Source organism: Rickettsia helvetica (assembly GCF_963970025.1).
GTDB classification, from domain to species: domain Bacteria; phylum Pseudomonadota; class Alphaproteobacteria; order Rickettsiales; family Rickettsiaceae; genus Rickettsia; species Rickettsia helvetica.
Genome location: NZ_OZ018776.1, coordinates 168,156 through 193,292, shown reverse-complemented (window position 1 = coordinate 193,292; position 25,137 = coordinate 168,156). Strand labels below are relative to the sequence as shown.

The following is a 25,137-nucleotide window of genomic DNA, read 5'->3' as shown; positions in this document are numbered from 1 at the left end:
ATTAAGTTAATTTAAAAACTTTATAAGTCAGAAGTTATTAAAGACAGTTATTTGCTAACGTTATCTAAAAAATTCTGTAGTTCTTCTAAATTACTTATATTACTTAATTTGAATGGATAATTAATTTTTCGGAACATATTTATTAGTACGCTTCCGGCACCTATTTCTACTATATGAGTTATATCTAAGGTATTAAATAGTTCTAAAGTTTCATGCCATCTAACTCGTCCGCATATCTGAAGAATTAAATTTTGTTTGATTTCTTTAGGATCTAGAGTAGGTTTTGCGGTATAATTTTGGATTACCGGTATCAGAGGCTTATTAATTACAGCTTTATCAAGAGCTACTCGCATTTTATCTTCTGCCGGCTTCATTAAGCTACAATGAAATGGAGCACTGACTTTCAGCTTTATCGCTTTATAACCTAAATCTTTAATTATACTAATAGCATGATCTATAGCTGTGGTCTTGCCGCTAATAACTATTTGTCCTTCGATGTTATCGTTGGCAATTTGGCATAAATTTATTTTGTTTATATCTTCTAATATTTCTTCAAGTTTTTGAAGTGGAATATTGATACAAGCTGCCATGCTTCCCTCACCTTCAGGACATGCTTCCTGCATAGATGTACTACGTATATGAAGTAGTTTTGCTGCTGTCTCAAGACTAATACTTTCGGTGCTACATAAAGCACTATATTCACCTAACGAATGACCGGCAGCATAATCGCAAAGACTATCCAAACTTTTACCGGTTTCAGCTTTGATAATATTTATTATTGCCATAGATACTGCCATTAATGCCGGTTGTGCGTTAGTGGTTAAGGTCAATTCTTCAGAAGGTCCATTAAAAATTATATCAGTGAGTTTTCGTTTTAGTACTTCATCAACGATTTGAAAAGTTTCTTTGGCGGGTTTAAAATTATCATAAAAATCTTTTCCCATGCCGATCAATTGCGACCCTTGACCGGGGAAGATAAAAGCTGTTTTCATATTTTGTATTATCGATTGAGTTTATTAATAGAGTTTATTAAAATTTTCTAAAATAGTCAAATTATTTTAAGCATTTTAAAACTGTGTTTCAATTGTTACGCTACATGTAATCAGGATTAAGAAGAACATAGATTATATATATTTACCGCCTGACCAAATAAAGAAGCAAGACGCCAAAAAACTTATTTATATAAAATCTCCTTATAAATTTACTAAGGAGGAAATTGAAACGCTGGATATTTATATACTATTTAGTACAGTTATTTAATACTGGTTCGGAGTGAGTTAAAAATAATTAACTTGCTCTTCTCGCTATTTCCATAGTACGAATACGATCTTTAATATGTGGCTAATCGTTACGTTCTGCAAGTTCTAAGTCATAATGTGATTGCAGATTAATCCACATTTGAGCCGAAGTTTGAAAATATTTACCAAGCCGTAAAGCCATATCAGCAGTAATTGATCTTTTGCCATGTACTATAGCATGGATACGGCTTGGCAGTACATCAATATCACGAGCTAATCTATTTTGACTTATATTTAAAGGCTTCATAAATTCTTCTTCTAATTTTATGTCCTTTCGAGAAGATTTAAATGAATTTTAGTTGATGCTCAAAAATATAATAAAGCCTAGTTGACTTTTTAAAGTAGTAAGCTAGAATTCTTGCAAGAATAGCGGTAACGTTATTCCGAGGTGTAGAAGTCCTTTATCACAGATGGTTAGCATTATCCATTTAAAAATGCTCCTCAACTTTGTCATGGTTGGGGTGATTTTAGCGATGTTCAGGGTTTAAAGTACAAACTTTAAACCTAAAAGCTATTATAACTGTTTTGTGACGGTTCTTCTAACGCCCCAACCACCCAAGGTTAAAATCTTCGGTGGTTAAAACTTGAGCAACTTAAGTTTAATCAATCGGGAGCAACCGCATGTTCAACAAAAATAATAAATTATTATCTAAAATATTACCAATTTCTAAGAAAAATAAAGATTTAGAAAAACTGAGATCCAAGTTTAAATAAAGGCTAGAAGAACAGGTAACGATAGATGAGATAAAAAGAATAGAGCAGCGTTCATTATATTTAGAAAGTATAAAATAATTCTAGGTTTTATGAAGGAAAATTAATAAGATTTTTGAAAGAATAGTTAATTCTATTTCAAAAAAATCTTATTAATTTTTGCTAAAAATTTATTTTTCTTCTCCTTTTTTAACAATTTTAGATAAATTGGTTATTTGTCAAGCTATTCTTATTCTATGACTTCTCCAAGCTTATCTACTTTATTTTCAAATTCAGTGCTATAATCTGCAGGGATATAATTTTTATTATCTTGAATATTCTTATCAATGCCATGAGATTGAAACAGTATTTTTATTACTTCCTTATTACCTTTTTCATAAGCATGATGCAGAGGGGTGTTACCGTTAATATCTTGCTTGTTTACGTCACATTTTCTATGTAAATATATTCTTACATCAGAAATATTACCTTCTGCAGCAGCTACATGTAAAGGCGGTAATTGCTTAAACCTTTCTATTTTAATTCTTGCTTTATTTTCAAAAAAAATTTCTAAAATCTTCAACATAAGACGCTATTTTAAATTATAAGTGCGTCTTAATAGCATATTATATTTAATTAAACAATTATTAATTGAAAGTTTTCTTGGTTATTTCATACCAACAATTTTCAGGAATAGCAGCTTTATTACTAAAACCGCATATAATTAGCTGGTCTTTAGCTCTCGTCATTGCAACATAGAGTAGTCTTATATATTCCTGCAAATCTTTTAGTTTTTCAGCGTCTTTCAGCTTTTGTAAAAATGTTGGTGTATCTACAATATTAGCAGAAAAAAACATTTCACCTTTATCATCCCAAATAAATTTATTGCTGCTTATCGGCAAAGTAGTAGAATCGCATAATATAACGATAGGAGTTTCAAGTCCTTTAGAGCCGTGTATAGTCATTACTCTTATTTTGTCTGAATGTTTCATATCACGTTTGATATAGATATCGTTATTCTCAAACCAGGCTATAAAGCCTTGTAGTGAATTATCTATATCATTCACATAGTTTTTGCTTAACGTTAATAGCTCATTTATCATATCATCGCTATCATCGCCGTTATAAGCGTAAAAAATCTCTCGTAAATTTAAATTATTCACCACTAAATCAAAGAAGTTCTCAACAGTTGATATTTTATAAATTTCAATCAAAGAATTTAATTTAGTATATATTTCTTCATAAGCAGATAGATTATCCCATAAACTATTATCGTTTTTATTTACAAGAAGTTCGTATAATTGTTGCTCATTCATGCCGATAATCGGCGATTTTAGTAAACCGGCAAGGTTTAAATCATCGTCAGGTAATAACACAAATTTAGCCACGGATATTAAATCCATTATAGTTAGATTTTCTTTAAGATTAATTCTATCACTTATCTCAACTTTAAGTTTAGCTCTGCTAAGTTCTTTTATCAGATTATTACTAAATTCATCTCTCTTTCTTACTAATATCATGAAATCTTTCTCGTATATTCTGCTTGCAGTGGACGGTAAAATTTCTTTGCTTTCTATTTGTTCTTTTATAAAATTTACGATTTTTTTTATGAGTAAATCGGCAGCAGATTTAGAATTTTCATAATCTTCAGGTAACGCCCAAAAAAGCTCTTCTTGTTTTTCACTTATTACTAAGGGCCAAACCGTTATGATGCCTTGATGTGTACGCAATGAGGATATTAAAGGATTATTCGAAAGGAATAAACTTGGATAATCAGATTTTATATTTTTCAAAACATTGTGAGTAAATTGTAAAATTTCTGCACATGATCTATAAGAATATTCAAGGGTGATATTTTTGAATTTCTTATTAGTACTTGTAAGGTTTGCTTTTAGTTGCTCATTTACTAAGCTGAAATTATGAAGATCGGCACCTTGAAAACTGAAAATGGATTGTTTATCGTCACCTACTATGAAAATTGTCATCCCGCGATCGAATCGCGGGATCCAATCTTTTTTTATTTTTTCCTGGATACTGTGGACGAGCCATGGTATGACATTTTGTTGTTTATCTGCCGCATTAAACTCTGTTATTAAAGTAGTAATAATATTCCACTGCGGGGGGCTTGTATCTTGTGCTTCATCAACCAAAATATGATTTATTTCACTCTCCAGCTTATGCAGCAACCATTTGTGCATAGTTTTATTATTTAGTAATTTCTCGGTGTAGTAAATTAAATCGTCGTAATCGAGTAAATTATTTTCTTCCTTATATGAATCATATTTTTTTAAAATAATATGAGCAAGTTTAGTAAGTAAATTCGTGTGATATTCTAGCTCTTCTATACGGCGCAGCTCATCTAATCGGTAAATTTCAGAGGTAATTTTTTCTAGTTCTAGCAATAATTTAGGATATTTTCTTGTTAATTCTTTCGATAAAAGGCTTTTACGTTTTTTTCCGTCTTTCGTAAAAAAAATTTCTTGAGCTTTTATCTCTAGATCATATTCTGCAAATAAATTTTCTATTTCGTCATAGATATTGTTTAACTGACCAAGTGCTAGTCTTTTATTAGATATTTCTTTTGAAATAGTTTTATGAGTAAATAACTTTTTGAATTTAATTTTCTGCTCGATTATTTCAGTAAAAATATCTTGCAGGGTTATTTCATGAAAGCGGTTCAACAAAACTTTAATTAGGTCATTATGCTCATCGCTTAAATAAAGTTCGTTTCTGATATTTAGGAAGATATCTTGTAGCTTGGTTTCTTCAAGAATTTTAAATTCCGGCGTTATGCCGGCTTCTAAAGGAAAAATTTTAAGAATTTTTTGACAAAAAGCATGGATTGTATAGATATTTAAAGGCTCATTGCTATTTAGTATTTTATTATATAAAGTTTTTGCGTTTTCTGTTTCTTGCGGCGATGGCTTATCGCCACTCATTAAGAAAAGTTCTTTTTCTAGTTTCTCGGCGTTGCAAAGAGAAAGATATTTAAGTCTGCTATTAATCCTTGCTTGCATCTCTACAGCAGCAGCATTAGTAAAAGTAAGGCATAAAATATTTGAAGGTTCTACTCCCGTTATTAATAGACGTAAAAACCGATCGGTTAGGATCTTAGTTTTACCGGTACCGGCAGATGCCGAAACCCAAACGGAATAATTGGGATCGGATGCTTGTTGTTGTAGATCACTCATTATTTCTTTTTTCTATATTGTATGGATCTGATGTCATTCCTGCGTAGCAATCTAGAAAATAATTAAAAAAATGCTAATCTTTAGCATTTTTTAACTGGATTGCTTCGTCAATTACTTGCGTAATTTCCTCGCAATGACGAAAAACTGATCTCTACGCAGGAATGACATTACGCCGATAAATCACATATATTACGATTAAGGCAATAGCAAGTCCAAACCAAGTTAAGGCATATTCTAAATGGTCGTTTCTAATAGCTGCTAAATGATTGATCGAAAGCGGCAGTACAATATCTAGATTACTAATATCTTTTCCTTCCTCAATAATATAAAAATTCTCTAGATTTAACCCTAAAGCGTCGGATGCTGCTTTTAAATCTAACGTTAGCCACACATTATTTTTTATATCATTAGCAGGTAAGTAGCTACGAGTTTTTTCAGATGGCATAGTAACGCCGATTATTTCATGTTTTTGATCATTGGTCGCCTGCGTGATAATATTTTTATTGCGATTACTAAACCAACCTCGTGCTACTAAAATAACTTTATCTTCTATGGTTTTAAAAGGAGTCACTAAATAATATCCGTCTTTTTCACTCGACATTAACCTTCTACCATATAAATATATGTCTTTATTAGGCAAAAATTGACCGGTAATTTTTACTTTGTGATAAGATAAACCGTCTTGAATTTCTGCTAAATTAATTGCAGGTGAGGTTAGATTAGCTTGCATTGAGGCTAAGAATAATTTCTTTTCTTTTAATCGACCAAGCTGCCAAAAGCCTAAGGAGATAAGTATTGTAAAAGTTATAAGTACAAAGAAATTTGTTAAATTAGTTTTGTTAGTCATGGTTAAGTTTAATGTCCTTTTATCATACCGCGGCTACAACCGCGGTATCTCTAGAAATATACCGTTACTGATTGTTTTATTAGATACCGCGATCAAGTCGCGGTATGACAAGGGTTACAACAACCCCAATTTTAAGCCGGTATTAAAATCTTGCTTAGGAATTCTTTATGTTTTTGCAGCTCTTCTTTTGTAGGTTTAATAACGATAGTCGTTTGCTCTGTTTTGTTATTTACTTGATTAGTGGTTAAATTATTTATTCCGGCAGATTTATCAATCATTTTAAAAGCGGATTGTCTACCGCCCATTAGCTCTACATATACTTCTGCAAGTAATGCCGCATCTTTCAAAGCCCCGTGAAACTGCCTACCTGAATTATCAACTTTAAATCTTTTACATAATGCATCAAGATTATATTTTGAGCCTGGAAACATACTTCTAGCCATCACTAAAGTATCAATAGTATTTGCTAGTTCCAAGAGTTTAATTTCGGTTCTTTTTAATAATGATAATTCGTGATTTAGAAATTTAATATCGAAAGGAGCATTATGAATAATAAGTTTGCTATCTGAAATAAACTCTAAAAAATCGTCGGCTATTGTATGAAATAGAGGTTTGTCTTTTAAAAATTCGCCGGATATGCCATGAATTCTATAAGCCTCAAACGGCATATCTCGCTCAGGATTAATATAAGAATGAAAATTCCTGCCTGTTAATACCTTATTTACCATCTCAATAGCACCGATCTCAACGATTCGATGACCTTGTCGTGGGTCAAGTCCCGTAGTTTCGGTATCTAAAATTATTTCTCTTAAACTCGACATTCCAAATCCTTTATTAGTCTTTAAAATCGTCATTGTGAGCGGATGTTATTGCATGGCTCACTTCCCCCTCTGTCATCCCGCGACTTGATCGCAGGATCCAGTTAAAAATACTAATAATATTAGTATTATCAAGTTATTTTTCTGGATACCGTGGTCAAGCCACGGTATGATATCGAATGCGTTTTTCGTTTCATGCAACAAGACCGTAATTTCCTCGCAATGACAAGAATTATCTTACTTCCAAATCCTTTATTAGCTTCGCTATTTGTTTTTCCAAGTCTAACATATCAACGCCGCTATTTATAGCAAAATCTGCTTTTGCTATTTTGCTCTCTTGTGATAGTTGAATTTCTTTGATTTTATTATAAATTTCTATATCAAACGAAGATCTCGTTATCGCTCTTTGCATTCTTATTTCTTCAGAGCAGTATATTGTTACGACAAAATCAAAATATTTATCAAATTTAGCTTCATAAAGCAGAGGTATTTCAGCAAAACCAAATTTGGAATTAACGTTTTCTTTTTTAAATAAAATGAGTTTATCTATTAGTAATGGGTAAATAAAATTTTGTAATTTCTCTCTAGATAGGTCGTTATTGTAAATTAAATTACTGATTTTTCCAATATTGAAATACTCAAGCTCAGGTAGTAATTTTAAGATTTGAGTTTGCAAAGCTATATCTTGATATAATTCTTTTATGCATCTATCGGCACAAAAAGTTTTATATCCTTTTTCTGCTAAATAATCTAAAATAAAAGTTTTGCCCGATGCATAGCTACCGGTAATACCTATTGCTAACATTTTGTTATAAAAATTTTATATTCATTAGCGAGTTTTATAGTTAATTCTTCTTCGACTATAATTACGTTATTTTTCTGAATAGCTACTCCTTTGTAATTATATTGAGCAAGATTCTTTATAGTATTAGGACCGATCGTCGGCATATCTAGCCTATTATCTTGACCTAATTTCGGTATTTTTACTAATACTCCTCCATAAGGATTTTTACGCAAATCTGCACATCTCGTTATTAAATTATCCGTTCCTTCGGCAGCCTCTATACCAAGTATGTAGGCACTTTCAACTATAACAGATTGTGCAATGTCGAATGAACTTAGATGATTTAATAATTTTATTCCAAGCTCGATATCATTTTTATCTGAACTTGTAGGGTTAGTATCGGTTATAATATTGGAGTCACCTTGTTGATTTTTATATATTTCATTACTTGAAATTACCTTGAAACCGTAACTTTCAAAAAAATCTGCTACTGTTTTTAGCAAACTATCATCTCCTCGAATTTTTTGTCCAACTATTGTGAAAAGCAATAAACCGCCTATTTTATCTACGGCTAAATTTTTAAAATTCGGTCTATTAATTCCGCCGATAAAAATAATATTTTTTACGTTATGCTCCTTAAAATATTTAATAGCTTCTCCGACCATGCCTATTTTAAAAAGCTTATATTCAAAATTTTTAATTTGATCTATATCGGCCTCGTCTTTAATTGCCGCTATATAACAACTGCCGCCTTGCTTTGTATAATTACCTGCTATTAAGTAAGGTAATGAACCTCTGCCGGCGATAATTCCAAGATTTGGTAGCATAAAATATTTTTCAAAAAGTAATATTTATTATAAGTATACAAATAATATAAGTCCATTTTTAATATAAATCTAGAATTCTTATTTGACCTTTACATTTTAATCAAATTAAGGCATAATATTTGGTGCTAATATAGCTATAGTAATAAACGTAATTTAGAATAGAGGTTACGGACTCGGGGGCAGTACCCGACGCCTCCACCAAAACTTTCTAAATAACTTGCTCCTAAAGGTAATTTGTACGTCGATCCGGTACTCGAATCCTCACGTACTAAGTGTATGCTGCGGTTCTGCGTTCCGTGTCTTCTTCAAATTCCTCTTTAATTAGCTGCGTCATTTAGATGTAATAATTCTTAAAGAGTAGACAATACGAAGTTCATCAAGTATTTTATGGGGGCGAAATAGGATCGACGTGCCTAATAAAAAAATTGCTTTTACTCGGGATGATTCCGCCGATGGTTTTTGCCATATGGGTCAAAACAAAGAAATGCAAACGATAATAATCGTTATGTAGGTGCTCCAGCTTTAGCTGCAGCTTAATCCTACGCGGCTTGGGGGTTTGCCGGGCAACAGAAAAACCCTCGCGTATACTCGTTTAATTTGAAAAATTGGTATTGCCTAAAAACGGTTGATATCGTCATTGCGAGCGACTGAAAGGAGTGCGACAATCCAGAAAATAATAAAAAAAATGCTAATTTTTAGCATTTTTTACTGGATTGCTTCGTCAAAACTTACAGTTTTTCCTCGCAATGACGTAAACTGTTCAAATTAAACTTCGTCTACCTATTTTTATTTTTAGAGTGTATATTTTATTTTTCTCATATGAATATTGAATATAAAAAATTTGTGAATGAATCTATACTAGAATTTGTGAAAAAAATTCTAACAAAAATTCAGCATGAAAATTTATATTGGGATCAGTTAATATACATATCGTACAGAACCGATAACCCTGCGGTAATTTTACCTTCAAAAGTTAAACAGGCATATCCAAAACAGATAACAATAGTACTGCAATATCAGTTTGAAAATTTAATAGTAAATGATACAGGCTTTTCTTTAACGGTAAGTTTTGACGGTGTTAAAGAAATAATTTACGTACCTTTTGATGCACTTATTAGCTTTGTTGATTCCAATAATAATTACAGTCTAACTTTTAATCAGTCGTTAAATATACAAGAAAATCACCAACATGAAGAGGAAATAAGTAATAATAAAAGTTATAAAACTTCATTATCTCCAAATCCAAATGTTATAATGTTAGATAAGTTTCGTAACTCTTCTAAACCTAAGCCTAGTTAATGCCCATATATGGATTCAAAAGTAGTTATATATACTGATGGTGCATGTGCAGGTAATCCTGGTCCCGGAGGATGGGGAGCTTTGCTTCAATTTAATGATACTAGCAAAGAAATATTTGGGTATGAGTTAGATACGACTAATAATCGTATGGAAATTATGGCAGCACTTGAAGCATTGAGGATTTTGAAAAAATCTTGTAACGTTGAGATTTATACCGATAGTAAATATTTGCAACAAGGAATTACCGCTTGGATTCATAATTGGGTAAAAAATAATTGGTGTAAAAGCAACAATGAACCCGTTAAAAATGCCGATTTATGGCAAAAATTATACGCAGAATTGAGTAAACATACTATTATTTGGAAATGGGTAAAAGGTCATGCAAATAATAGCGGTAATATTGCTGCCGATAAACTTGCAGCGCAAGGAAGAGAAACTGCTATAGAAATTTTAAAATGTCGTGGATAGATAAGTTTTTTATTACTTTTTTTCACAAAAAAGTAGGAGAAGATGAGTTTTTGAATCAATATTATGAAAGCCGTAATGTTGATTATTTAAGGCGTCCAAGGAGGTTTATTATTTATAAAAATGTAAATGAACCTACAAAAATTCCGCCAAGTTGGCACGCTTGGTTACATCATTTAGTAAATGAGATACCAAAAAATATTCAGCTTTTTCCGTGGCAAAAGAATAGATATCTTTCCAAACCAGCTTATAGAGAGGAATTTAAAGGAGAGACAGACATACGTGAGGATGCGAGTACTGGATCGACGTCTAAATTACCTCTAGAAGCGAAGTTTGGAATGTCTAATAATAAAATAGCTAAAAAGGCATCTAAAACATCAAATCTTAAATATAATAGATGGCAACCGTAATTAATTATAAAATATAAAAAAACAATGAAACAGAACATTATTGAGACAATTATTGGCTTTGTAGTATTAATTATTGCTTTGCTATTTTTGATTTTTGCCTACAAAACAGGTAGTTCTATAACTAGCTTAAAAGGTTATCAGGTAACTGCTAATTTTCAGAGTGCAGAGGGTATAGCAGTCGGAAGCGACGTAATGATCTCAGGTATAAAAATCGGTAGTGTAAAGAAAATTACTTTAGATCCAAATAGCTTTTATGCAAGTGTATATCTAAATATTAATGATGATGTTAAAATACCTAAAGATTCTAAAGCCCAAGTAGTCACCAGCGGATTACTTGGAGGTAAATATATTTCAATTGTACCGGGTAATGACGATGAAAATTTAGCGGCTAATGAAGAGATAAGATATACTCAATCAACAATTAATATTGAATCATTAATTAATAAAATTGTTTCTTCATTTGGTAGTAAGTAAAAACTCTCTAAAATTCAACCGAATCTATTCTGGATTCGGTTTTTTTTATTTTAAAATCTCATAAATTTATTTCAATAATGTTATTTAAGCTATTGTAAAGTGCTTATAAGAGGAGTATCCTATAATTGTAAGCAAATTACTTTGCTTAACAAAATATAAACTAATAAAGGAGTAAATTATGAAAGAATCAAATTCAAACTCTGCTAAAGAAGATGTCGAAGGTATCAAAAAGATATTGAAAGCTTAGTGTCAAGATTACGTAATTTAAAAGGTAAATCCGGAGATATTCTTGATGAGCAGTTAGGTAATTTATCATCCGTTATGGAATATTATAAAGATAAAGGAATGGATAAAGGTAAAGCTAATGTAGCGGATTTATGTGAGTCGACACGTGACCACCCTTTGTGGAGTCTCGCCTACGCTTTTGGTGCAGGCGTATTGCTCGCTATTCTTATGAAATAGGTAATTCAATGTTAAAATCTCTAATATATGAATTATTAAACAGTAGCATTAAGCAAGAAGAGAAATCTTATGGCAAACCATTTGTCTATTTTTTTAATATTCTAGGTTTAGTTTTAATAATTATTGCTAATTATTGTTATTGTTCGGATAGTACGGAATTTTATTTTCTTATGCAAAGCGGAATAATTTCTATTATATCTTCTATTAGATTATTTAAGATCAAAAAGTAGAGAGTTAGTAGAGAGCATAAGTACGCCGTTTACTGACTTAGTTTCAATAAGACCTTAATAAGATATTTACCTACGATAATTCGCTATATTCCAAGTACCGTACTGACATTTTTAGTATGTACTTATATTAAAAGAAAATTCTTAAAAAATGTTACATATCCACTTTTAGGTAAGTAGTAATTTATTTCTCGGTTTAGGTAACTCTAAACCGAGTTTTAAATAACTCTATCTTACTTAAAAATATAGTTTCAATATTAAGCTCTTGACACCGAATTTTGTAAGATTCGCTTATACGCTTCATTAAGCTCACTTTTAAATTTGTTATTTGAGTTTCTGATTTTGTTTTTGGGAAATCTCATTATCTTAACCAAGTATATGAAAGTGTTTAAGCTTTCTTCATCGTCTTTGGTCAATTATATAAGGTACTTTGACATATATAAGCATTTGATGTGTTTTGTCCGATATTTTATTTTTCTCTAAAAACGTATATAATTTATGAGTATTATTATGTTCATCTTGTATACTAAACGCTTTATTTACTGCAACTGATTTATCGGATTTTGACATAAAATCATCAATAAACTTTTCTTCAATTTCATAACACTCTAAATGTATAGCAACAACTAGAAACTTCTTAAATGTTTCCACAATGATCTTCTTCGCTTTTTCAGGTGATTTAGCTCCTAAGGTTTGCACGTTATGAATACGATCAAATAATTTTATAAGTGCGGTATCATATCTTTTTTGCTTAATTAATAGGTTTAGGCTTTCTTCGGCACTGATTTTTCCGTGAGGTTTAATTCTAGTTAAACCTTCTACATGTTTTGCTATTTCTTTGCCAAAAATTTCGATGATCATCTTTTCAGTACGCTCTGTATCCTCAATAGTATCGTGAAGTAGAGCAGCATTTATCATGTTAGAAGTATAAAGTTTAGGGGCTGCGTCTGCTACAAACTCCGCAAGCATAATCGCTACCTCAATTGGGTGAGAGTAGTAAGGATCCGATTGACGCAAATTTGCAAGCCGTGATATTTACGGGCGTAGTAGATACCTTTTTTGACTTCCTCTATATCAACAGGATTTTTTACTTTAGTGTTTAAATATTCGAGTTTATCAATTAGCTTTTTAGCGTAAACGCAAATTTCAAACTTTTCTTTCCAAGAGCTTATATCTTCCATAAAAGTTATTTTATTTATATTAATAATAGTTGATTATAATTAAAGCAAAAGTTAAAAAATTGCAATAACAAATAATTTTTTAACTTTAAATAGATTAATAACTTTTGGTTATATTGTATTTAAACAACTTCATTCTGTTTTATTATTTACTTTTGCTTCTTGTTCTTGCTGTAATTTATACTCTGCTGCTTTTTCTTCTATATAGTTAAAAAAGAAATAACAAAAAGTTAAAAAACTAGTAAGAATAATAGCAAATATTATTAATATTAACTTAAGCTTTTTCCTTGCATTTTGAGCTTTTAAACGCTTTGCCTCCTCTTCATCTACTAATTTAACTCAGAGGTTAAAATTTCTTCTTCTTTATTTTCCATATTTTAACTCTTAAAAATTAAATTATATTATGAATGACAGAGTTTAATTATCATTTAAGAGAAGTAATCTATAGAAGTAATTAAAATAAGTCAATGACTATAATTACTACAATCAATAATTATAGTTTTATAAATTTAATTCACCTATAAATATAATTATTTAGAGTTGAAAAGATCGTCATTGTTTCCGCGGGAATGACATACGATCCGTGCAACAAAGCCGCTTTTAGCTAGGAATGACATCAAAGCGTTAAGCTCCAATACAAAGCAATTCTTTTTAGGCAATACTGTCAAAACAATAATGTTCTTAATTGACTTTTTGGAAGTTATATAGAATCATAACCGAAATGGCAAAATGTTATTTTGGGGCTTAGAAACCTCTTGCTATTATGGTGATGCATCAGCCATTATATGGTGTAATCCTCAGCATTTATGGTTGGGGATGACGGATAGACATGTCCAGAGCTTATAAGGGTTACTTTGAGCTTAAAATCTATTGTGAACTGTTAGTAGCGGTTTTTCTAACTCCCCAACCACCATAAAATATTTTGTGGTGGTTAAAACTTAAAAATCTAAGTTTAACTAAACGGGGTAGAACCAATATGCTTGACACCAAAAAAATAATAATCTTTCTAACACCACTCTCAAATTCTGAAAATCGTAAGCGTCGTAGAGAACTCCTTAATTCATATTGTCGGCAAAATAATTTCACTATATTAAAAATCCTAGAATAAAGCTCATTTGATCATGGTATTTTAAGAGGGCTAGTTTGATCAAATCGTATACGAGCCTAAAGGAACCATTACTGCTTTTATTGAAGATAAATTATTAAACACTCCAAATAGTATAGTTCTCTTTTCAGTAATTGGGACTTTATATTTACTTGGACTGATTAAAACGGAAATATATAATAAATCTTATACTGAGTTAAAACTTTTTGGATCAATACTTGACGATTTTTTAAGTATTGCGACCTTTAATCTTAATTTTTATATTCCAGGATAAATTATGGGGCTGTTAACAAAACAGCTTTAAAATTATTTTGTTAACAGTCCCATAGTGTGTTAAGATATTGCTTTTAAAAATAAGTGATTATCAGTGTCAAAATTTTCTTTTAATATTCATCATCAGCATAAAAAAGCTAGAAGCGGTATTATTGCAACTGCACACGGTGAGATTCGTACTCCCGCCTTTATGCCGGTCGGAACTAGAGGAACGGTTAAGGCAATGCTACCTGAATCGGTAGCCGAAACGGGGGCGGATATACTGCTTGGTAATACGTATCACTTAATGCTTCAGCCGACTGCCGAGCGTATAGCACGTCCTGGCGGTCTGCATAAATTCATGAATTGGGATAAGCCGATATTAACCGATTCCGGCGGTTTTCAGGTAATGTCGTTATCGAAGTTACGCAAGATAACCGAAGAGGGAGTAAGCTTTAGCTCTCATATTAACGGCGATAAATATATGTTAACTCCTGAGCGTTCTACTGAAATACAATATCTGCTCGGTAGCACGATCACTATGGCTTTTGATGAATGTACGCCTTACCCTGCAACCTTTGAAGAAGCTAAAACTTCTATGCAGCTTACGACTAGATGGGCGAATAGATCAAGAAAAGCTTTTATTAAGCGGGAAGGCTATGCACAATTCGGCATTATGCAAGGTAGTGTTTATGAAGAATTACGTGAGCAATCGGCTATGGATCTAGTAGAACTCGATTTTGAGGGCTATGCTATAGGTGGGCTTGCAGTGGGTGAGGGGCAGGAGCTTATGTTTAAAGTACTTGATTATGCTCCTGATTTTCTGCCGCAAAATAAGCCACGCTATTTAATGGGAGTTGGTAAGCCTGCTGATATTATCAGTGCGGTTAGTAGAGGTATAGATATGTTTGACTGCGTAATCCCGACACGCTCAGGTCGTAACGGTCAGGCTTTTACCAAATACGGCACGGTAAATATCCGCAATAGCAAATATGCCGATGATAACGAGCCGCTTGAACATGATTGCCTATGTCCTGCTTGTAAAAACTATAGTAAAGCTTATATACATCACTTAGTTAGAATCGGTGAAATACTTGGAGCAATGTTAATGACGTGGCATAATCTAACATATTTTCAAAACCTCATGAGCCGTATTAGAGAATATATTAAACTAGGTAAAGATTTTGATTTTAGTTCTTAACACGCTCTTAGTTGACTAATTATAAAATATGTCTTATTATATGTACATGTACTTAAATATGTCATATTATGGAAGCAATATCTTACACTAAAGCAAGAAATAATTTTGCAGATATTATGGAAAGAGTTTGTGCAGATCACACTTCAGTGGTTGTAACTAGACAAAAACAAAAACCGGTGGTTATTATGTCTCTTGAAGACTATAATGCTATGGAGGAAACTTTATATTTATTAAAAAGCCCTAAAAATGCTGAAAGACTAAAACGAGCAATTAATGATTTTGAAGCAAATAAAAACTTTAAAACAATGTCTTTATAATGGAAATATCATTTCACATTGATGCATGGGCAGATTATTTGTACTTTCAAAAAAATGATATAAAAATTCTAGAAAAAATAAATGAGCTAATTAAAGATATTACACGTTCTCCCTTTACGGGAATCGGTAAGCCTGAAGGCTTAAAGTACAATTTATCAGGCTATTGGTCTCGCCGGATTAATCACGAACATAGGCTAATATATACTATTAAAGGTAAAACCGTTTATATATTACAATGTAAATATCATTATTAAATCCGAATTTTAAATAAAAGTATGAACTACTAATGCAAAATATTGATTTAATATCTGAAGAAGAAGCAAAAAAATTACTAGAAGAGTTAGCTGATAAAATAGAACGCTATAATCATGCTTATTATATAGAAGATAATACTTTAGTTTCAGATGCTGAATATGATCAGATATTTAATACCCATCTCAAGTTAGAACAAAAATTTCCTCATTTAATTTTAGAAAATAGTCCTAGCAAAAAAGTAGGGGCTAAAATAGCAAATAAATTTGCAAAAGTTACGCATCAAGCACCAATGCTATCTCTTAGTAATGTCTTTGATGAAGAAGACGTTAAAGATTTTGTAGATCGTATAAAAAACTTCTTACGTCTTGATGAGTTTGCTCCTATCTTTTGCGAGCCTAAAATAGACGGTTTGTCTTTTTCTGCTATTTATAAAAACGGGCTGCTTACAACGGGAGCTACAAGAGGTGATGGATATGTCGGTGAGGATATAACGGCAAATATTAAAACAATCAAAAATTTTCCTCATAAAATAGATAATGCTCCGGAGTTTTTAGAAGTACGAGGGGAAATTTATATTGAAAAACAAGATTTCTTAAACCTAAATAAAGAACAAGAAGAGCAGGGCAGAGATAAATTTGCTAACCCCCGTAATGCTGCTGCCGGATCACTTCGTCAGCTTGATTCTTCTATTACCGCTAAAAGACCGCTAAAATATTTTGTTTATTCAGGAGGGATAACTGAACAGAATCTCGCTTCTTCACAAGATCAATTACTTACAAAATTAAAAGAACTCGGCTTTAACATTAATGAAATATCTAAACTTGCGAGTTCTGAAGAAGAAATATTTATCTTTTATGAATATCTCAAAACAAATAGAGAAAATTTACCTTATGAAATTGATGGGGTAGTATATAAGCTAAATGATTTTGCACTACAAAATAGAATGGGCTTTATTACACGAAGTCCACGCTTTGCTACTGCTCATAAGTTTCCGGCTATAATAGGACAAACAAAGTTACTTTCTATTACTGTGCAGGTCAGTAGAACTGGCACGTTAACTCCTGTAGCCGAGCTTGAACCCATAGAAATAGGCGGGGTAACCGTTAGCAGAGCAACTTTGCATAATTTCCAAGAAATTATACGAAAAGATGTGCGTATTGGCGATTATATATTCTTGCAGCGGGCAGGTGACGTTATTCCTCAAATCACAGGAGTTGATATAGGAAAGCGTTCCAATGATACAACAGCATTTTATACTCCTTTATTTTGCCCGTCATGCAATTTTAAATTGCATTATGTTCCTGAAGATATTATTATACGCTGTGATAACGGTCTTAATTGTCCTGCTCAGAATTATGAGCGTATCCGTCATTTTGTCTCGAAAAATGCTATGGATATTGAAGGACTTGGACGTAAGCAAGTTGAGTTTTTAATAGATAAGGGATTAATTAACAATCCATTCGATATTTTCTTTTTAAAAGAAAAAAATGAAGCTAGTTTAACAAAACTTGAAAATATGGATGGGTGGGGTAAAAAATCAGTAGAAAATCTTTTTAAAAATATAGAAAAATCAAAGAACGTTAGCTTGCCAAGATTTATATATGCATTAGGTATAAGGCATATCGGTGAGCAAAACGCTAAATTGCTTGCTAGAGAGTTTGGCAGCTATAATAATTTTATAACTCAAATGGAATTGCTTAGCAAAAATGACCCTGATATCTATCAAACACTAAACGATTTAGAGGGGATCGGCGATAAGATTCTAGTAGATATTATTGATTTTTTTGATGTTAAAGAAAATATTGAGCTTATCAAAAAACTTGGTGAAATATTAAATATTGAAGATTATAAAGAGACTAGAGAACAAAGTAGTTTAATAGGCAAGATAGTAGTATTTACCGGTAGTTTACCGATGATATCTAGAGCGGAAGCTAAAGCAATGGCTGAAAAGCTTGGAGCTAAAGTTGCAGCTAGCGTATCATCTAACACGGATTTAGTAATAGCTGGTATTGATGCAGGTAGTAAACTTAAAAAAGCTAAAGAGCTGGGAATTAAAATTATTGATGAAGAAGAATGGCTTATGCTTATACAAAATGTTTAAAACAAGGCATTGCTAACTAAATAAAAAACCCGATGTCATTCCCGCTTCTGCGGGAATCCAGTAATAAAAAGGTATAAATATATTGAATTTTTAATATTAAAAGCTCAATTTATTTCGCTTTTTCCTGGATTCCCGCAGAAGCGGGAATGACATCGGGAGGCTAAACTACACCATAAAACAACTTTTTCTAGGCAATGCTAAACTTTTTGACAGAGATAGAACAGTTATTACAAAACATATTAATAAAATTCTGAATGAAAGAGAGCTAGACAATATAGTATGTGCAAATTTTGCACATGTTGCCGCTGACGGTAAAGCATATCTATAGGAATAAGAACTAATGAATAAAGAAATAAAAAGTCAGGTAGTAATTTATCAAGACGAAAATGGGGAAGTTAATGTTGAGGTTAAAATAATAGACGAAACTGTTTGGCTATCTTTAATCAAATAGCAGAACTATTTGCCCGAGATAAATCAGCAATTTCAAGGCATTTAAAGAAGGAGAATTAGAAGAAAACACAACTGTTGCATTTTTTGCAACAGTTCAAATAGAAGGAGAGCGGAGTGTCGAAAGACAAGTAGAATACTATAATTTAGATGCAATAATATCAGTAGGATATAGAGTAAATTCTAAGAGAGGGATCGCTTTTAGAAAGTGGGCTACTAACTTACTTAAAGAATATCTCATTAAAGGTTATAGTATTAATCAAGATAAAATTACTCAAAAGAAATTAAATAATCTACAACAAACAGTAGAACTATTAACTAATACTTTGATAAATCAAAATTTGGTAAATAGTACAGGACAAGAATTAATTAATCTTATAAGGAATTACTCTAAAACATGGGAGATATTAGTTAAATATGATGAAGACAAATTAAATCCACCGACAAAATTACAGTCAGAAACTAATGAATTATAAGCTATCAAGAATCTATAGAAGCAATTAAAAAGTTAAAACAAGCATTAGGCAAACAAGAGGATGTGGAAATAAGTAATTTATTTGGAGTTGAAAGAGACAATAGTTTTAAAGGAATTTTAGGTAATATTGATCAAATCAATTAAAGTAAAAATATAAAATCAGCCATGCGGATTTAGTAGTACAGTATGATTTAACAAACAAAAATAGCAAATGTATATATGCAAAAAACTTAGGTCTAATAATTAATAACCCTAAACAAAATAAGATTTTTTTACAAAAATTCCATAATAAAAACCCAGCAGAATTTAATAAAGCAGCCGAAGTAAAAATAGCTGATATAAAGGCAGTTGTAACAAAACTAAATTCAAAATATAAGTTTCTCTCTAAACCGGAAGCTAGCTATTTTGCAAAAAAACAAACTCATAGGAATAATATCTCGGAATTAACCAAGCTTGATAAAATAATTAGTACAATACCGCTTATGATGTCGGAATATGAACCGAAAATTACTAGCCATTACGGAACTAGGAAAAGTCCTCATAAAAAGAAAAGAAAAAAGAAATATTTCCATAGCGGTATTGATTTACAAGCTAAAAAAGCAGCACAGGTATATGCAGCAGCAAGCGGAATTGTTATAAAAGCCGCTAGAGCACCTGATTACGGGAATTTTGTTGAGATTAAACACGGACGCAAATTTGTTACGAAATATGCTCATTTAAAAGAAATACAAGTTAAAGAAGGAAACAAAATTAAGCGTGGTCAATTTATCGGTATATAAGGCAGAACCGGTAATGCAACGGGTGAACATTTGCATTTTGAAATTCTACTAGACAATAAAGCAATCGATCCGTTTGACTTTATTTTTAACTGCTGTAAATGTTAAACTATGATCAAACTTTTATATCCTAAATTTTGGCAGAGGCGAAATATTATAGCTTATTTGCTTTTGCCTATAAGCTTGATATATCAATTTTTAGGCTATTTACGAGCTAGTTTAGCCCGTCCTATTATGTTGCCTGCTAAAGTTATTTGTGTCGGTAATTGTAGCGTAGGAGGTACGGGTAAGACGCAGATAGTAATGTATCTAGCCAAATTACTAAAAGCTAGAAATGTAAGTTTTATAATAATTACTAAGGGTTATGGTAGCAAGCTTAAAAACTCAGCTATTGTAAATGCAAGACATACTGCTACAGAGGTAGGAGATGAGGGAGTAATACTTGCAAAGCATGGAACAGTTATTGCTACTAAAAATATCAAAGAGATTTTACCGTTAATTAGCAAGTTTAAACCTGATGTAATAATAGTTGATGATTTCCTACAAAATCCTCATTTTCATAAAGATTTTACTATAGTTTCAGTAGATAGCCAAAGGCTTTTCGGCAACGGCTTTCTAATTCCTGCCGGTCCTTTAAGACAATATCCAAATAAAGCCCTTGATGCAGCTGATTTAATTTTTTTAGTCAGTAGCACCAATGATAAAATACCAAATATTTTAACTCCTTATGTCAATAAGTTAATAAATGCTCAAATAGTTCCTTCAAATAATATAGATAAAACTAAAAATTATTTTGCTTTTAGCGGCATCGGTAATCCTGAGCATTTCTTTTCTACTTTAAAAAATTACGGATTAAATATAACCGGTTACAAAATTTTTCCTGATCATTATAATTATTTACAAGCAGATTTAGAAAATTTATATTCATTAGCTAAAGAGCATAATACTACCTTAATTACTACAAGAAAAGATCATGTTAAGTTTAATGATTTAAACAATAATATTGTCTGTCTAGATGTAGAACTATCTATAAACAACTCTGATTTATTAAATGAAAAAATTTTTAAAAAAGCTCAGATATTTAATTGAGTATTTTATCGTCGTTATATTCCTTAAAGTAGTAGGAATATTCGGTATAGATAAAGCGGCAGATATTTGTAGTTTTATAGCAAGAAAAGTCGGTATATTATTTGCCGTTAATAAAATTGCTAGACGCAATATTAAAGCAGTATTCGGCGATATGTGTGATGTTGAAAAAATCATAGATCAGACTTGGGATAATTTCGGTAGGTTTATCGGTGAATTTACATATGTCGACAAGATGGATGAAGCCGAGTTAGAGCGTAGAATCAAAATAATCGGTATAGAAAATATTAAAAAACTTGAAGGACAACCCTTTTTATTATTTAGCGGTCACTTTGCCAATTGGGATATTAGTCTTAAGATTCTTCATAAATCTTATCCGAAAGTTGCCGTAATTTATCGTAAAGCAAATAACCCGTATGTTAACAAGTTGGTTAATGAAAGCCGTGCCGGTGATAAATTAAGACTTATACCGAAAGGTCCTGAAGGTAGCAGAGCTTTAGTTAGGGCTATCAAGGAGAGCGAATCTATTGTTATGCTTGTTGATCAAAAAATGAATGATGGAATTGAAGTGCCTTTTTTAGGGCATCCTGCTATGACTGCAAACGCCATTGCTAAAATTGCTTTGCAGTATAAATATCCAATTATACCTTGTCAAATCATTAGAACTAAAGGCAGTTATTTTAAAGTAATAGTTCACCCGCAATTAAAGTTTGAACAAACCGGTGATAATAAAGCCGATTGCTATAATATTATGCTTAATATTAATCAAATGCTAGGAAAATGGGTTAAGCAAAATCCTTCTCAATGGTTTTGGTTTCACAATAGATGGAAGAAATGAAACGTCATTGCGAGCGACCGCAAGGAGCGTGGCAATCCAGTAAAAAATGCTAATTTTTAGCATTTTTTACTGGATTGCTTCGTCAAAATTTTTAATTTTTCCTCGCAATGACGAAAAAAACTGAACCACGTAACAATAATTAAGAAAACATATTCCTTAATTTTTCAAGTACTTCTTGAGCGTGATTTTTAGCATTTACCGATCGCCAAATATGCTTAACAACGCCTTCTTTATCAAGTAAAAATGTAGCTCTATCAATGCCCATATATTTTTTACCGAACATTGATTTTTCTATCCATACCCCTAATTGTTCACATAAATTTGAATTTGCATCAGAGGCTAAATCAAATCCTAAACTATATTTTTCTTTAAATTTATCATGAGAGTCAAGCTTATCTTTGGATACTCCGATAATTACCGTATTAAGTTTATCAAATTCCGGTTTTAGCTTGTTAAAATCTTGTGCTTCAATAGTACATCCAGGTGTATCATCTTTCGGATAAAAATATAATACTACGAATTTTCCTTTTAAATCCGATAGTTTAATTACTTTATCTTTACCTATGTGTAAAGATAAATCAGGAGCTTTTTTTCCTACTTCTAATGTCATAACATCCTCAAATTTATTTGATACAAATAACTATATATTAAATATGTATTTTTTAAAATTGTTTTTTAAAGTTATATATATTTATGATTCTGATATATAATACCTAAGTTTAATTTTTATTAACTATTTTCAAAAAGAGGTTTTATGAGAACTATAGGGGAAGCACTTGAAGAATTACATAATAATCTTAAAGGTTCTGCTAAAATTATTACTGCCAATTTTAATAAAAAATGTCATGAAGTGGCGGATAAATTATCTGTCAAAATTAATGATTTAGAGAAATATGCTAAGGATAGTAAAGATCATTCTTTAGAAACTATAAAAGAGCAATATAAAAATTTAACGCAAGGGTTGCAGGATTATCAGAAAATTAAAGATGATATAAGTAGAAGAATATAGACAAACTCTTGTGAAAAAACTTGATGATTTAAGTAAGAAAGTTGAACAGTATAATAATAAACACAAAAATTAATTAGGAGAATATAATGAAAAAATTTTTAATAACATTAGGTGCTACCGCTACTTTATTATTAACGCCTAGCATTTTTGCAGATTCGCCTACCAAGGACGAAACAAAAGCAAATGAAGTGTAAACTGAAGAAGTAGCTACAAGCAGTACAAAAACAATTACCGAAAACTTACAGGAATTAAAAGACAATTTAACAAACCTAGCCCAAATGGGAACTGATAAATTTAATCAGACCTTAAGCAATACTTATGATCAGATAGCACAAAGTATTACAGAGATAAAAGAAAACATGAAAGATCAGAAAGATAAAAAAAGTGAAGAACTGCAAAAGTCTATAGATGATATAAAAGTAAAGATGGAAGATTATAAAAAAGCGGGAAGCAAGAAGCAAGAAAAAATACATCAGCACCTTGTTGATAAATTAGAAGAGCTAAATAAAAATATTAATGAATATAATAACGATAAAGAAAAAGCAAATTCGTAATTTTATTTAGCTTGTCATCCCGCGACTTGATCGCGGGATCTCAGAATACAAACTGTAATCGTGGTCAAGCCACGGTATGATAATATACCATTAAAAAATCGGTATTATTTATGACTATTACCAAAGAAAAAATTGCAGCTATGTTAAGCTCCAAATTGGGTTTTTCAAATAATTTATGTGAAGAAACAGTTAATATGGTTTTTCTAACGTTTTAGAAATAGCAAAGAAACAAAAATTAACTTTAAAGAATTTCGGTAGCTTTGAGGTTAAACAAAAAAATCCACGTCCCGGAATAAATTTTCATACTAAATCACCGATAATTATAGAATCAAAAAAGAATTTATGTTTTGTCCCTTCTTCTAAATTAAAAGCTTTAATTAACGAATATGACAAGCAATAAATTAACAAAAAAATATTATTCTGCTAGTGAAGTGATTAAGCATTTAAATATTACTTTACATCAATTAAGATATCTAGAGACAAAAATCCCTGATTTATCTAATTATAAAATAAATAATAGAAAATATTATACTGCTAATGATATTGATCTACTTCAAAAATCTTTAAATAAAGATATTACATCTCTTCCTACCGCTAGAATCGATGTATTACTTACCAACTTCCATAATTTATCTCTTCAAATAAAAAAATTCTTGCCGATGCTTCGATGACTTGCGTATAGTACTTGTCATATCACGTTTTAAAGAAAAGAAAGGAGCATATTATGACAATAAGACAAATGGTAAAGCCGGTAATTATAGGTATATCAGGTCCTGAATTAACCGATGCCGAAAGAGAATTATTTGAAGAGCATAATCCTTTAGGTGTAATTTTATTCCGTCGTAATATTAGAAAGAATGATAACGGTGAGCAGGATAAAGAAGCCCTTATTAAGCTTATTGCAGATATAAAAGAAGTATTAGGGGAAAATACTATCATCTCTATAGATCAAGAGGGCGGTAGGGTAAAAAGGTTCATAGCACCGACTTTTTATGACGCTCCGGCTGCTCAAACTTTTGTTGATGTGCAAGAGTGCAAACAAAACTATAGCAATATAGGCAAAGAGCTGAGAGAAGTAGGAATTAATTTAGATTTTGCACCGGTAGCGGATTTGATCCATGAAGGAGCAGACAAGATAGTCGGAGATAGAAGTTTTGGCTCAGAGCCGGAAGTAGTCGTACCTTTATGTTTAGCTGCTATAGACGGATTACAAGAAGAGAAAGTCAGGGCTTGCATCAAGCATATTCCTGGTCATGGTAGAGCTACGGTGGATAGCCATAAAAAATTACCGATTGTCGATGCTAGTATAGAAGAGTTAGAAAAAACAGATTTTAAAGTATTTAAAGAGTTAGCGAAGCACGATAATATTAAGCTCGCTATGACGGCACATATAATTTACAAAGCTCTTGATCCAAACAACCCCGCGACTCTATCTAAAATAGTTATTGATTATATTAAAAGTAATATTGGTTTTAAAGGGCTTATTATTGCCGATGCAATAGATATGAAAGCTTTAAGCGGTAATATGAAAGATATTACTAAAGGAGTTTTAGATGCAGGCGTAGATATAGTACTTGAATGTACCGGAGAATTTAATAAAATGTCTGAAGTTTTAGGTAGTGTTTTGGAAGGTTCTATAGATAAATTTTCTGACTTATTTATTGCTTAATGCTATTATTCATTTAATGTCATACCGCGGACATAGTCTGTGATGCAAGATCCCGTGATCAAGTCACGGGATGACAACGGAA

The 25,137-nt window shown here is 31.4% G+C and carries 21 protein-coding genes, 1 other RNA gene and 12 pseudogenes; 21 read left to right on the top strand and 13 right to left on the bottom strand.

All coding sequences use genetic code 11. The features are described from left to right. Positions 1–47 precede the first annotated feature (47 nt). From fabD to AB1146_RS01200, 9 genes and pseudogenes are all read right to left on the bottom strand, one after another. A complete protein-coding gene (gene fabD / locus AB1146_RS01235) occupies positions 48–992 on the bottom strand; it encodes an ACP S-malonyltransferase (RefSeq protein ID WP_010421404.1) in 945 nt (314 codons plus the stop codon). Positions 993–1,341: 349 nt separating this feature from the next. Further along, entirely contained in the window at positions 1,342–1,566 is a 225-nt protein-coding gene (locus AB1146_RS01230) for a HigA family addiction module antitoxin (protein WP_269473027.1), read from the bottom strand. A 672-nt stretch (positions 1,567–2,238) separates the two neighbouring features. Further along, the gene (locus tag AB1146_RS01225) at positions 2,239–2,574 is read right to left on the bottom strand and encodes an ankyrin repeat domain-containing protein (RefSeq protein WP_010421411.1); all 336 of its coding nucleotides are present in this window, start codon (positions 2,572–2,574) and stop codon (positions 2,239–2,241) included. A 61-nt stretch (positions 2,575–2,635) separates the two neighbouring features. Beyond that, positions 2,636–3,967: pseudogene (locus AB1146_RS08490) on the bottom strand (3'-5' exonuclease); the annotation flags it as partial. Further along, positions 3,944–5,179: pseudogene (locus tag AB1146_RS08485) on the bottom strand (UvrD-helicase domain-containing protein); the annotation flags it as partial. The pseudogenes AB1146_RS08485 and AB1146_RS08490, both read right to left, overlap by 24 nt. Before the next feature lie 151 nt (positions 5,180–5,330). Further along, positions 5,331–6,026 (bottom strand): SURF1 family protein, encoded by a 696-nt coding sequence (locus AB1146_RS01215; protein WP_010421417.1) that lies wholly within the window; start codon positions 6,024–6,026, stop codon positions 5,331–5,333. 131 nt (positions 6,027–6,157) lie between these two features. Further along, complete coding sequence (dnaQ, locus tag AB1146_RS01210) at positions 6,158–6,847, bottom strand: DNA polymerase III subunit epsilon (RefSeq protein WP_010421420.1); 690 nt, start codon at positions 6,845–6,847, stop codon at positions 6,158–6,160. A 229-nt stretch (positions 6,848–7,076) separates the two neighbouring features. Continuing rightward, positions 7,077–7,649 carry a dephospho-CoA kinase gene (gene coaE, locus AB1146_RS01205; protein WP_355404098.1) on the bottom strand — a complete coding sequence of 191 codons (573 nt, stop codon included), beginning with the start codon at positions 7,647–7,649 and terminating at the stop codon, positions 7,077–7,079. Further along, positions 7,643–8,455, bottom strand: coding sequence for an LpxI family protein (locus AB1146_RS01200; protein WP_010421427.1), 813 nt, complete (start codon positions 8,453–8,455; stop codon positions 7,643–7,645). The genes coaE and AB1146_RS01200 overlap by 7 nt, the downstream gene beginning before the upstream one ends. An 84-nt stretch (positions 8,456–8,539) precedes the next feature. Here AB1146_RS01200 and ssrA point away from each other — a divergent pair. The 7 genes and pseudogenes from ssrA (at position 8,540) to AB1146_RS01165 (ending at position 11,972) form a co-directional block, all read left to right on the top strand. After that, positions 8,540–9,037, top strand: a transfer-messenger RNA (tmRNA) gene (gene ssrA, locus AB1146_RS01195). Positions 9,038–9,274: 237 nt separating this feature from the next. Continuing rightward, the gene (locus AB1146_RS01190) at positions 9,275–9,754 is read left to right on the top strand and encodes an SspB family protein (RefSeq protein ID WP_010421429.1); all 480 of its coding nucleotides are present in this window, start codon (positions 9,275–9,277) and stop codon (positions 9,752–9,754) included. A gap of 9 nt (positions 9,755–9,763) precedes the next feature. After that, positions 9,764–10,222 carry a ribonuclease HI gene (gene rnhA, locus AB1146_RS01185; protein WP_010421430.1) on the top strand — a complete coding sequence of 153 codons (459 nt, stop codon included), beginning with the start codon at positions 9,764–9,766 and terminating at the stop codon, positions 10,220–10,222. After that, on the top strand, positions 10,210–10,629 hold the full coding sequence (locus AB1146_RS01180) for an NADH-ubiquinone oxidoreductase subunit NDUFA12 family protein (protein WP_010421432.1): 420 nt from the start codon (positions 10,210–10,212) through the stop codon (positions 10,627–10,629). Before rnhA ends, AB1146_RS01180 begins: the two co-directional genes overlap by 13 nt. A 24-nt stretch (positions 10,630–10,653) precedes the next feature. Then, positions 10,654–11,103: an outer membrane lipid asymmetry maintenance protein MlaD gene (gene mlaD, locus AB1146_RS01175; protein ID WP_010421433.1), complete on the top strand. Its 450-nt coding sequence runs from the start codon at positions 10,654–10,656 to the stop codon at positions 11,101–11,103. Between the two features lie 178 nt (positions 11,104–11,281). Then, positions 11,282–11,565, top strand: a pseudogene (locus AB1146_RS01170) (hypothetical protein). A gap of 8 nt (positions 11,566–11,573) precedes the next feature. Further along, positions 11,574–11,972: pseudogene (locus AB1146_RS01165) on the top strand (hypothetical protein). Positions 11,973–12,151: 179 nt separating this feature from the next. Here AB1146_RS01165 and AB1146_RS01160 read toward each other — a convergent pair. From AB1146_RS01160 to AB1146_RS01150, 3 pseudogenes are all read right to left on the bottom strand, one after another. Further along, a pseudogene (locus tag AB1146_RS01160) lies at positions 12,152–12,377 on the bottom strand (hypothetical protein); the annotation flags it as partial. After that, positions 12,375–12,973: pseudogene (locus tag AB1146_RS01155) on the bottom strand (HD domain-containing protein); the annotation flags it as partial. The pseudogenes AB1146_RS01155 and AB1146_RS01160, both read right to left, overlap by 3 nt. Positions 12,974–13,102: 129 nt before the next feature. After that, a pseudogene (locus tag AB1146_RS01150) lies at positions 13,103–13,344 on the bottom strand (hypothetical protein). A 1,098-nt stretch (positions 13,345–14,442) separates the two neighbouring features. Here AB1146_RS01150 and tgt point away from each other — a divergent pair. The 9 genes and pseudogenes from tgt (at position 14,443) to AB1146_RS01105 (ending at position 21,823) form a co-directional block, all read left to right on the top strand. Further along, positions 14,443–15,528 carry a tRNA guanosine(34) transglycosylase Tgt gene (gene tgt, locus AB1146_RS01145; protein ID WP_010421444.1) on the top strand — a complete coding sequence of 362 codons (1,086 nt, stop codon included), beginning with the start codon at positions 14,443–14,445 and terminating at the stop codon, positions 15,526–15,528. Between the two features lie 68 nt (positions 15,529–15,596). Beyond that, complete coding sequence (locus tag AB1146_RS01140; RefSeq protein WP_010421447.1) at positions 15,597–15,845, top strand: type II toxin-antitoxin system Phd/YefM family antitoxin; 249 nt, start codon at positions 15,597–15,599, stop codon at positions 15,843–15,845. Then, complete coding sequence (locus AB1146_RS01135) at positions 15,845–16,099, top strand: Txe/YoeB family addiction module toxin (protein WP_010421450.1); 255 nt, start codon at positions 15,845–15,847, stop codon at positions 16,097–16,099. Before AB1146_RS01140 ends, AB1146_RS01135 begins: the two co-directional genes overlap by 1 nt. A gap of 32 nt (positions 16,100–16,131) precedes the next feature. Continuing rightward, positions 16,132–18,201: an NAD-dependent DNA ligase LigA gene (gene ligA / locus AB1146_RS01130; protein ID WP_010421453.1), complete on the top strand. Its 2,070-nt coding sequence runs from the start codon at positions 16,132–16,134 to the stop codon at positions 18,199–18,201. A 473-nt stretch (positions 18,202–18,674) separates the two neighbouring features. Continuing rightward, positions 18,675–18,875, top strand: a pseudogene (rhuM, locus tag AB1146_RS01125) (RhuM family protein); the annotation flags it as partial. Positions 18,876–18,974: 99 nt separating this feature from the next. Beyond that, the gene (locus AB1146_RS01120) at positions 18,975–19,124 is read left to right on the top strand and encodes a hypothetical protein (RefSeq protein ID WP_232203662.1); all 150 of its coding nucleotides are present in this window, start codon (positions 18,975–18,977) and stop codon (positions 19,122–19,124) included. A gap of 148 nt (positions 19,125–19,272) precedes the next feature. Further along, a pseudogene (locus AB1146_RS01115) lies at positions 19,273–20,007 on the top strand (M23 family metallopeptidase); the annotation flags it as partial. A gap of 3 nt (positions 20,008–20,010) precedes the next feature. Beyond that, complete coding sequence (gene lpxK, locus AB1146_RS01110) at positions 20,011–20,988, top strand: tetraacyldisaccharide 4'-kinase (protein ID WP_010421460.1); 978 nt, start codon at positions 20,011–20,013, stop codon at positions 20,986–20,988. After that, positions 20,951–21,823, top strand: a complete 873-nt coding sequence (locus tag AB1146_RS01105; protein ID WP_010421463.1) for a lipid A biosynthesis lauroyl acyltransferase — start codon at positions 20,951–20,953, stop codon at positions 21,821–21,823. The genes lpxK and AB1146_RS01105 overlap by 38 nt, the downstream gene beginning before the upstream one ends. 139 nt (positions 21,824–21,962) lie before the next feature. Here AB1146_RS01105 and bcp read toward each other — a convergent pair whose 3' ends face one another. Further along, positions 21,963–22,433, bottom strand: coding sequence for a thioredoxin-dependent thiol peroxidase (bcp, locus tag AB1146_RS01100; RefSeq protein ID WP_010421466.1), 471 nt, complete (start codon positions 22,431–22,433; stop codon positions 21,963–21,965). Positions 22,434–22,577: 144 nt separating this feature from the next. Between bcp and AB1146_RS01095 the strand changes: the two genes are divergently transcribed. The 5 genes and pseudogenes from AB1146_RS01095 (at position 22,578) to nagZ (ending at position 25,055) form a co-directional block, all read left to right on the top strand. Then, on the top strand, positions 22,578–22,832 hold the full coding sequence (locus AB1146_RS01095) for a hypothetical protein (protein ID WP_010421469.1): 255 nt from the start codon (positions 22,578–22,580) through the stop codon (positions 22,830–22,832). Between the two features lie 86 nt (positions 22,833–22,918). Continuing rightward, positions 22,919–23,386 (top strand): annotated as a pseudogene (locus AB1146_RS01090) (hypothetical protein). Positions 23,387–23,496: 110 nt separating this feature from the next. Further along, positions 23,497–23,786: pseudogene (locus tag AB1146_RS01085) on the top strand (HU family DNA-binding protein). Further along, positions 23,773–24,068: pseudogene (locus AB1146_RS01080) on the top strand (MerR family transcriptional regulator). The pseudogenes AB1146_RS01085 and AB1146_RS01080 overlap by 14 nt, the downstream one beginning before the upstream one ends. Positions 24,069–24,110: 42 nt before the next feature. Next, positions 24,111–25,055 (top strand): beta-N-acetylhexosaminidase, encoded by a 945-nt coding sequence (gene nagZ / locus AB1146_RS01075; protein WP_010421475.1) that lies wholly within the window; start codon positions 24,111–24,113, stop codon positions 25,053–25,055. The last annotated feature ends 82 nt before the right edge of the window (positions 25,056–25,137 follow it).

Bases quoted from the DNA above. Each gene is read 5' to 3' on its own strand.
- AB1146_RS01180 (WP_010421432.1), top strand. From the start codon at position 10,210: ATGTCGTGGATAGATAAGTTTTTTATTACTTTTTTTCACAAAAAAGTA.
- nagZ (WP_010421475.1), top strand. From the start codon at position 24,111: ATGACAATAAGACAAATGGTAAAGCCGGTAATTATAGGTATATCAGGT.
- rnhA (WP_010421430.1), top strand. From the start codon at position 9,764: ATGGATTCAAAAGTAGTTATATATACTGATGGTGCATGTGCAGGTAAT.
- ligA (WP_010421453.1), top strand. From the start codon at position 16,132: ATGCAAAATATTGATTTAATATCTGAAGAAGAAGCAAAAAAATTACTA.
- mlaD (WP_010421433.1), top strand. From the start codon at position 10,654: ATGAAACAGAACATTATTGAGACAATTATTGGCTTTGTAGTATTAATT.
- AB1146_RS01190 (WP_010421429.1), top strand. From the start codon at position 9,275: ATGAATATTGAATATAAAAAATTTGTGAATGAATCTATACTAGAATTT.
- AB1146_RS01095 (WP_010421469.1), top strand. From the start codon at position 22,578: ATGAGAACTATAGGGGAAGCACTTGAAGAATTACATAATAATCTTAAA.
- lpxK (WP_010421460.1), top strand. From the start codon at position 20,011: ATGATCAAACTTTTATATCCTAAATTTTGGCAGAGGCGAAATATTATA.
- AB1146_RS01215 (WP_010421417.1), bottom strand. From the start codon at position 6,026: ATGACTAACAAAACTAATTTAACAAATTTCTTTGTACTTATAACTTTT.
- AB1146_RS01140 (WP_010421447.1), top strand. From the start codon at position 15,597: ATGGAAGCAATATCTTACACTAAAGCAAGAAATAATTTTGCAGATATT.
- fabD (WP_010421404.1), bottom strand. From the start codon at position 992: ATGAAAACAGCTTTTATCTTCCCCGGTCAAGGGTCGCAATTGATCGGC.
- AB1146_RS01200 (WP_010421427.1), bottom strand. From the start codon at position 8,455: ATGCTACCAAATCTTGGAATTATCGCCGGCAGAGGTTCATTACCTTAC.
- AB1146_RS01105 (WP_010421463.1), top strand. From the start codon at position 20,951: ATGAAAAAATTTTTAAAAAAGCTCAGATATTTAATTGAGTATTTTATC.
- AB1146_RS01225 (WP_010421411.1), bottom strand. From the start codon at position 2,574: ATGTTGAAGATTTTAGAAATTTTTTTTGAAAATAAAGCAAGAATTAAA.
- AB1146_RS01135 (WP_010421450.1), top strand. From the start codon at position 15,845: ATGGAAATATCATTTCACATTGATGCATGGGCAGATTATTTGTACTTT.
- bcp (WP_010421466.1), bottom strand. From the start codon at position 22,433: ATGACATTAGAAGTAGGAAAAAAAGCTCCTGATTTATCTTTACACATA.
- coaE (WP_355404098.1), bottom strand. From the start codon at position 7,649: ATGTTAGCAATAGGTATTACCGGTAGCTATGCATCGGGCAAAACTTTT.
- dnaQ (WP_010421420.1), bottom strand. From the start codon at position 6,847: ATGTCGAGTTTAAGAGAAATAATTTTAGATACCGAAACTACGGGACTT.